This window comes from Anaerolineae bacterium (assembly GCA_016931895.1).
Lineage (GTDB): Bacteria > Chloroflexota > Anaerolineae > 4572-78 > J111 > JAFGNV01.
Genome location: JAFGDY010000086.1, coordinates 1 through 7170, shown reverse-complemented (window position 1 = coordinate 7170; position 7170 = coordinate 1). Strand labels below are relative to the sequence as shown.

The following is a 7170-nucleotide window of genomic DNA, read 5'->3' as shown; positions in this document are numbered from 1 at the left end:
GGGAATGTCAAGATATCCCCCGGCAAAACAGATCAGATTCGCCCCGTTCTCCCGAGCCGCCTCCATAGCATTTTGCCACACCAATTCTTCATTGGCCCGATAAACATTGGGTATGAGAAGGGCTATCGTTGGACGATGTTTGTTATTTTTTGACATTAGAATACGCCTAGCATACACTTTCGACTAAGTGTCTACCCGTATAACTATTCGAGCTTTCAAACTCAGTAACTTGGCGGGCAAAGTAACTACACTCCCAAATTACAGATAGGTTCTAGATTGGTTGGGCTAATCAAATATGAATGCTGATAAACTTTGCCAATTTAGGTAAGCGCCAATTTCTGGCATTCAGCGCCCATACTGACAATGTCGGGAGTTTCGCTTAAGTTGCATAAGGCTAAACCCGGTATGTCATTCGGTATAATTTTATCAGATTTTGAGGGACAATAAAACCTTAAAAATCAAGGGGTCTACTTCACTAATTAAGTATGATTTTCAATCGTATCTACTGGAATTATGCCACAATGCGAACTTCTGTTGATCGCGCGGGGCCGGTACTTCCCCGTGTAACCAATTCGGGTTGAATCAGGACCTGTTTGATCTCGTTATTGATGCCCTCCAGCCTATCAACTAATATTTGCCCTGCCTGGTATCCCATCGACCGGGATGGAAAGCGGAAGGCAGTTAAAGGTGGGCTGATTATCTCGGCTACCTGATCGGTCGTTAGACCCACAACCGATATATCTGCCGGGATGCGCAGTTCCAGCGTTTGTATGGCATTCAGCACGCCCCCAATGGCCGCATCGTTAGCCGTAACAATAGCGGTGATTTGAGGCTGTTCGTCTAACAAACTAAGGGCCGCAAGTTTGACATCTTCTGTGTCCATATAGGTTTCGCGAAAAAACCGCGGCAGCTCATATTTGAGACAGGCCTGGGAATAGCCCTCGGCTGCTCTGACTGTGGGGGCATATCTTTTACGTTTTGGATCCGGCACAATGGATATAAAGCCAATATTTCTATGCCCCAGGTTGAACAAATATTTGACCGCATTCACTACCAGTATTTCAAAATCCAGGTCCACATAACTTATGCCGGTATTGTCTTCGCAGTGGCCAATAGCCACAAACGGTAGCTGATGGTTGCGTAGTAGTTCCACGCGCCAATCGACCATGCGTAATTCCATTAAAATCATTCCGTCGGTTTGTCCACTACGGTACATCCCCAAAAGACTGGTTTCAGTCATAGACCGGGTAATCAGGTTCAAGAAGTAATTTTTTTCCTCGCATGCTTCCGTTGCCCCTACAATGAATTGCAGGGCCAGGGGGTTAAAAGCAGCATAATCTCGCGGATAGAGCATGGAAATGGTTCGACTTTTCCCCGAAGCAATCTGCCGCCATTGGGTTTGGGGAGTATACCCCTGCTCTTCGATAATTTTTAGAACGTGTTTGCGAGTTTTTTCTGAAACATCCGGTTTATTGTTCAGAATTCGGGAAACAGTGGCCAGCGAAACCCCGGCGGCCCGGGCAATATCGGCAATAGTCAGTTTCTTATTCAAGGATAATCTCCACTTTTTTTGTAGGGATAAATTCCGTAAGCTTTACCGTAAATGCTTACGAAATGATGTATTGTCATAAAACATTAGCGGATTTAGCATATCACGGTTTAGAATATCTGTCAATGGCTTAGATAATCTCCAGGGCATGTTCAAAGTCCAACATCCCGGAAGTTCGTGCCGCTTTGTCCAGAAAAAACCACAAACATCAAAGGTTTTTTGGCTTCTTGAACGTTATATAGAGCTTCCGGGAAGTTTCCTCAATTAGCCCTTGACATTCAAATTAAAGTGTGGTATGCTTTGTAAGCATTTTCGTAAATGCTACCGGTAGCATTTCCAAATAATTGTATTAATCTTGCAGAAGTGGAACGGATGCCTTTCATCCAAACGGTATCATTCATACCAAATATCTTAAGTCTCTTCAAAAGGAGGTGCGCCCCAAAAATCAATAAATGCTTTTTTAAACCAATAATATTTCTTACAACTCGTTCAATATTCATTGAAAGGAAAGAGAAAAAATGCCTATCAAAAAGCTCGTTTTAACTCTTTTTGCACTTGTACTGATTACTGGTTTGCTGGCGGCTTGCGGCACTCAGGCTCCCGTTACAGTAGTTGTGACTGCTCCGCCGGAAGTGGTTGAGGTTGAAGTTGAGGTCACGAAGATTGTGGAAGGGGAAACCGTCACAGAACAGGTAGTGGTGACCGCCACGCCCGAACCGACAGTAAGCCCCTATGACGAAAATGCCCCCATCACGGTCTGGATTGATGCGGATCGTCAAGCCGCCTTTGATGCTTACGTTGAGGCCCATCCAGATAAAGCCGATCTCCTCAAGGCGGTGACGGTTGACCGTGAGCAGTTCCCGGCAAAAGTTCTGCTGTTCAACAATACTAACCAGGGCTGGCCCGATGTGGTTTTTGCGGAACCCCGTCTTGTCGGTCGGGTGGCCGATGACGCGCACCATTTCCCGCTTGATCTGACGGATTGGGTACCCGCCGACGTAATCAACAGCTATGCCGGGATAGATGCCTGCACCTTTGACGGCAAGGTCTACTGCCTGCGCCATGACCTGGCCATGTTTGTGTTGTACTATAACAAACCGCTCATGGACGAGTTTGGTTACACTGTGCCCACCACGTGGGAGGAGTTTCAGGATCTCAGCGACAAGGTGGCCAAGGAACATCCTGACTATTATCTGGGGACCTGGGGGGATGGCTGGACGTTCATCAGCTATTTTGATGCCAGCGGTTGCCCCTCGCATGAGTTGGTTGATGACAGCACCCTCAAAATCGATATGACAGACCAACGTTGCGTCCGCGCGGCGAAACTGGTTGACCACATGCTGGCCAACGGTACGATGTTCAATACCGATTATTGGTCAGCCGAATGGGCGCAGATCGTCTCGAGTGACCATCTGTTGACGCTGTGGGGGCCGGCCTGGATGTTTGGCGTCTTTGGCGGCAACAAGGATAGCTCCTGGTATAAGACATCTGAAAATCAACTCGGGGTTGCCCCGCCGCTGAAATGGGAAGATGATGCTGAAGCCCAGACTCCGGCCATGGGTGGCGCAGCCTGGACTGTCTCCAACCATACCAAGAATCCCAAACTGGCTGCGGATTTTGTCCAGTGGGTCACCACCTCCCCTGATCTCTGGGCAGGGACCACCAATTTCCCGGCGTACGAACCCATCCAATCTCTGTGGCAGGAAGCAGTGGCGAGCAATCCGCTCTTTGCCAACGACCCCTTCCCAGTCTATGCGCAAGCCGCCACCCAGATTACGCCACTCGACAAGTGGCCGCGGTTTGACCTCATCGCCCCCTTGAGTGAGGTTGTTAAGACAGCGTTGACCGAGGAGATAACGGTCGAAGAGAGTCTGCCGCAAGTGGCAGAAAAGATCGCCCCGCTAGCGGAAACGCATGGGTACCAGGTTGTCACTAAGTAGTGACGGCATTGGCTAGTTTCAAGTAATTCTTAGACGCAAGTGAAGGCGGGGCGTATTTCGGAATACTAAGGATTGGAAATAAATTACTTCCATAATGCAGAGCCAAAATAAGGAACAATTTCACCCCTAAATGCGAAAGTTGTCCTAAACTAAGTTTGGGCTTAATCCTTAGCCCTAAGGCTCACAGAAATGCGCCCTGCCCTCCATCTTCTTTCAGGGAAGATGCAGCAGTCCACAGGAGCTTTCCTTGACTAATCAAACAGTATCCCCCCTTTTTACTGCGGCGAACAGGCCGCGTATCCCGGGTTTTTCCCGCTGGCGGCGGCATTTGTCTGCCTATTTATTCGTGTTGCCATATGTTTTGGTCATGTTGGCTTTCGGTCTTGGCCCGGGTCTCTACGCCCTATTGATCAGTTTCGCCGATTTCAGCGCCGGTGTGCCGGACTATTTTGCAGCCGGGTTTAGCAATTACCATACCGTTTTTAATGATTTTCGCTTCATCTTTACTTTTGGCAACATCGCAAAGTTTTTGATAATCTCAGTACCGCTCGGGATTGCCATGGTGGTAATATTGGCAATATTGTTACAAATGCGCCCTGGATCGTTGACCACAGGCTTGCGCACCCTCTATTTCATACCCGGCGCAGTGACAGGCCCCATCCTGGTGCTGGTTGCCATTTTTATGCTGGATCCCAGTATCAGCCCTTTTCAGAATTTTTTAAAGGGCATGGGCTTTGACATGCTCAACGATGTAATCTACCCTCGCAGCTTGCCATTGATCTTCACCCTTATGGGTTTCTTCTCCGGCGCAGGTCTTTGGATTGCCATTCAATATGGCGCGTTGGAAGGTCTTTCAAATGAAATTTTGGAGGCGGCCACCATTGACGGTTGTAATGTATGGCAGAAAATTCTGCATATCAAACTGCCGCTCATCCGCCCTTATATCATTTATCAATTCATTTTGATTTTTGCCGGGAATGTGCAATTGTTCGTGGAACCTCAGATTTTGGGCAGTAACGCCAACGTTGGCGTTGGCGCCAATGTGCCCATGGTCTGGTCGCCCAACCAATTGGCCTACAACTTCGCTTTTGAGATGGGAAACTTTGCTGCCGCTTCTGCGCTGTCGCTGTTGATGCTGGTAATTGGACTGGGGGCCGCCTATGTGATAATCAGCTGGACCGGTTTTTTCAATATTGAAAACTAATGGAGTTTCGCATGTCGCAATTCAATCAGATGTATTTTGACTCTCGCCCAACTATGCGGCAGAGATGGAAGCTTCTCTGGAAGAGAAGCACCGGCGGCGAAATTGGAATCTTTGGGTTTTGCCTGCGCTGGGCGGTGTTGTTGTTGTTTGCTGTGTATTTCGTCGTACCCTTACTCTGGCTTGTTCTGGCGCCTTCTAAAAGCGCGCCGGAACTTCTTGAGCTGAACCCCCTGGCCTTTGGTTCGCTCCGCCGTATTTGGGAAGCATGGCAGAGAATTATGGAGTATCAGGATGGCGAAGTGCTGGTATGGGCGTCCAATTCCATCCAATACGCGATATGGGCCCTGGCTCTGTCCCTGGCCGCTTGCATTCCCGCGGGCTACATTTTAGCCGCAGCGCGCTTTCCAGGTCGTCGTCTATTGCTCTGGCTGACCTTGATTACGATGTTGCTGCCACCCTCGGCCCTGGTCTTGCCCTTATTTATGGAACTGAATCTGGTGCATTTGATTAACACCAAGTGGGCTGTCATTTTGCCGTCAGCCTTCTTCCCCTTTGGCACATACTTGACCTATATCTACTACGCCTCCAGCCTGCCTCCGGAATTGCTCGACGCGGCGCGGGCAGACGGTTGTTCCGAAGCGCAAGTGTTCTGGCACATCGCCTTGCCGCTGGCCACACCCCTGTTGGGCTTGCTGGCCTTTATCAATTTCACCACGAATTGGAATAATTTTTTTGGCCCCTATGTTCTATTGAATGACGATACGCTTTTTAACCTTCCGGTCGGGCTGCAGCAGTTTGTCGCAGCCACATCCGCCATCCGCCCCGGATTCAATCCCAGCCCCGGTGTCTACGTTGGTTATCAACAAGCCGAAGCCGCCTTATTCGGGTTGATCATGATAGTGCCCGTGGCGATTGTATTTCTGGTCGCTCAACGCTATGTCGTTGGGGGCGCGTTCACCGGTTCAATCAAAGGGTGAGGCGGCCTGGGGGCTAGAGTCTGAGTTTTTAAACGATGATTTTAGGAAGGAGATTCGTAATCCTTCCGGACAGTATGAGGCTGACTGGAGTCTGGTTTCGGCAGACATTCTGTTAACCATCCTACCGGTCATTGTGGCCTGTTTGACGGGCCGGCAATTCATTGTCTCTGGAATGACTTCCGGGGCTGTTAAGCAACAAGTGTAATCCAACCACATCGCACCTAGGAGAAAATCCCAATGAAACAGGCCAATGATTTTTTGATTGACATATTGGATTTCGACGCGCCGGAAGCAGTAGACGACACCCTTTGGCGGGCTTGCCGCCCGACCGGCATCAGTCGCGCGTCGAACGGTGATGTTTTTCTGATTATCCCCTTCCAGGCCCAGAAAAAGGGATTGGTGGTTGAGGCCAATTCGGAAATTGCCGGAAAAGAATACAAGCTGCGGGTGCGAGCTTATGGCGATAACATCATACGCCTGTCAATAGCTTTTGAGGATGCGTTGCCCGATGATGACAGTCCCATGTTAGAGATGCACGATTCGCTCGTTGTTGAAGTCTTGTCGGTGCAGACAACGGACAGCGGCTGGGAAATCAGAGACAGCCACGACAGGCTGCGAATGCAGGTCAACGTAACCGAACCTCCCATCAAAATGTGGAGCGATCTTCAACCCCCGCCTGACGAAACATTGGACATTGAGTTATTCCCCGACGGCAAAACAAGCGTCCCCCTAATGGCCTACGACCAATTTTTTCCCCAAAAACACGATTCTATGGCGATGGCCTTTGTTGAACGGGCGGGTATTCCCCATCGGGCGCTCTTTTCCTTTCACGCCCAGCCCAACGAGAAATTCACGGGAACCGGCGAGCGTTTTGCCCGGCTGGACCTGGCCGGGCACACGTTTACCCTGGAAAACACCGATGGTCTTGGCGTCAACAACCGCCGTGCTTACAAAAACATTCCTTTTTACCTGACCAGCCGTCCGTATGGGTTATTCATCCATTCCTCGGCCCACATGCGGCTTTCTTTGGCCGATATTTCCACGCGGGCGGCCCAAGGGCTGGTGGAAGAACCGGGATTGGATCTATTTATCATCGGCGGCGGCACGGTTGAACAGGTGGTATACAACTATCGCCGTTTGACCGGCTTTCCCCAGGACGTGCCTGTCTGGAGCTACGGTACCTGGATGTCTCGGATGACTTACTTCTCCGCAGAAGAAGTGCGGACCGTGGCCAAAAAACTGCGGGAAGGTGATTTTCCGTGCGACGTACTCCATCTCGATACAGGCTGGTTTGCCAAAGATTGGGTGTGTGAGTGGGAATTCAGCCGGGAGCGTTTTCCCGGTCCCGAAACGTTCATCAAAGACATGCGGGACGATGGCTACCGTATCACCCTATGGCAAATGCCTAATTTAGGGCCGGGCAACAAACTTTTTGAGATGGCGGTTGAAAAAGGTTATGTGGCTCCCAATCCCGCCCAAAAGGGAAAGGTTATTTCTGAT

Annotated in this window: 5 protein-coding genes; 4 read left to right on the top strand and 1 reads right to left on the bottom strand. The window is 49.8% G+C overall.

Features of this window, described 5'->3' with window-relative positions; all coding sequences use genetic code 11:
* Positions 1-511 precede the first annotated feature (511 nt).
* On the bottom strand, positions 512-1552 hold the full coding sequence (locus tag JW953_06870; protein ID MBN1992410.1) for a LacI family DNA-binding transcriptional regulator: 1041 nt from the start codon (positions 1550-1552) through the stop codon (positions 512-514).
* 515 nt (positions 1553-2067) lie between these two features.
* Between JW953_06870 and JW953_06865 the strand changes: the two genes are divergently transcribed.
* The 4 genes from JW953_06865 to JW953_06850 all read left to right on the top strand — a co-directional run.
* Positions 2068-3489, top strand: coding sequence for an extracellular solute-binding protein (locus JW953_06865; GenBank protein MBN1992409.1), 1422 nt, complete (start codon positions 2068-2070; stop codon positions 3487-3489).
* A gap of 571 nt (positions 3490-4060) precedes the next feature.
* Positions 4061-4693, top strand: a complete 633-nt coding sequence (locus JW953_06860) for a sugar ABC transporter permease (protein MBN1992408.1) — start codon at positions 4061-4063, stop codon at positions 4691-4693.
* A gap of 53 nt (positions 4694-4746) precedes the next feature.
* Positions 4747-5670, top strand: a complete 924-nt coding sequence (locus JW953_06855) for a carbohydrate ABC transporter permease (GenBank protein MBN1992407.1) — start codon at positions 4747-4749, stop codon at positions 5668-5670.
* 237 nt (positions 5671-5907) lie between these two features.
* Positions 5908-7170, top strand: a 1263-nt coding sequence (locus JW953_06850; GenBank protein MBN1992406.1) for an alpha-xylosidase, incomplete at its 3' end; no start/stop codon positions are given.

What these genes read in the sequence shown, in the direction of transcription:
- JW953_06865 (MBN1992409.1), top strand. Translation starts at nt 2,068, where the DNA reads ATGCCTATCAAAAAGCTCGTTTTAACTCTTTTTGCACTTGTACTGATT.
- JW953_06855 (MBN1992407.1), top strand. Translation starts at nt 4,747, where the DNA reads ATGCGGCAGAGATGGAAGCTTCTCTGGAAGAGAAGCACCGGCGGCGAA.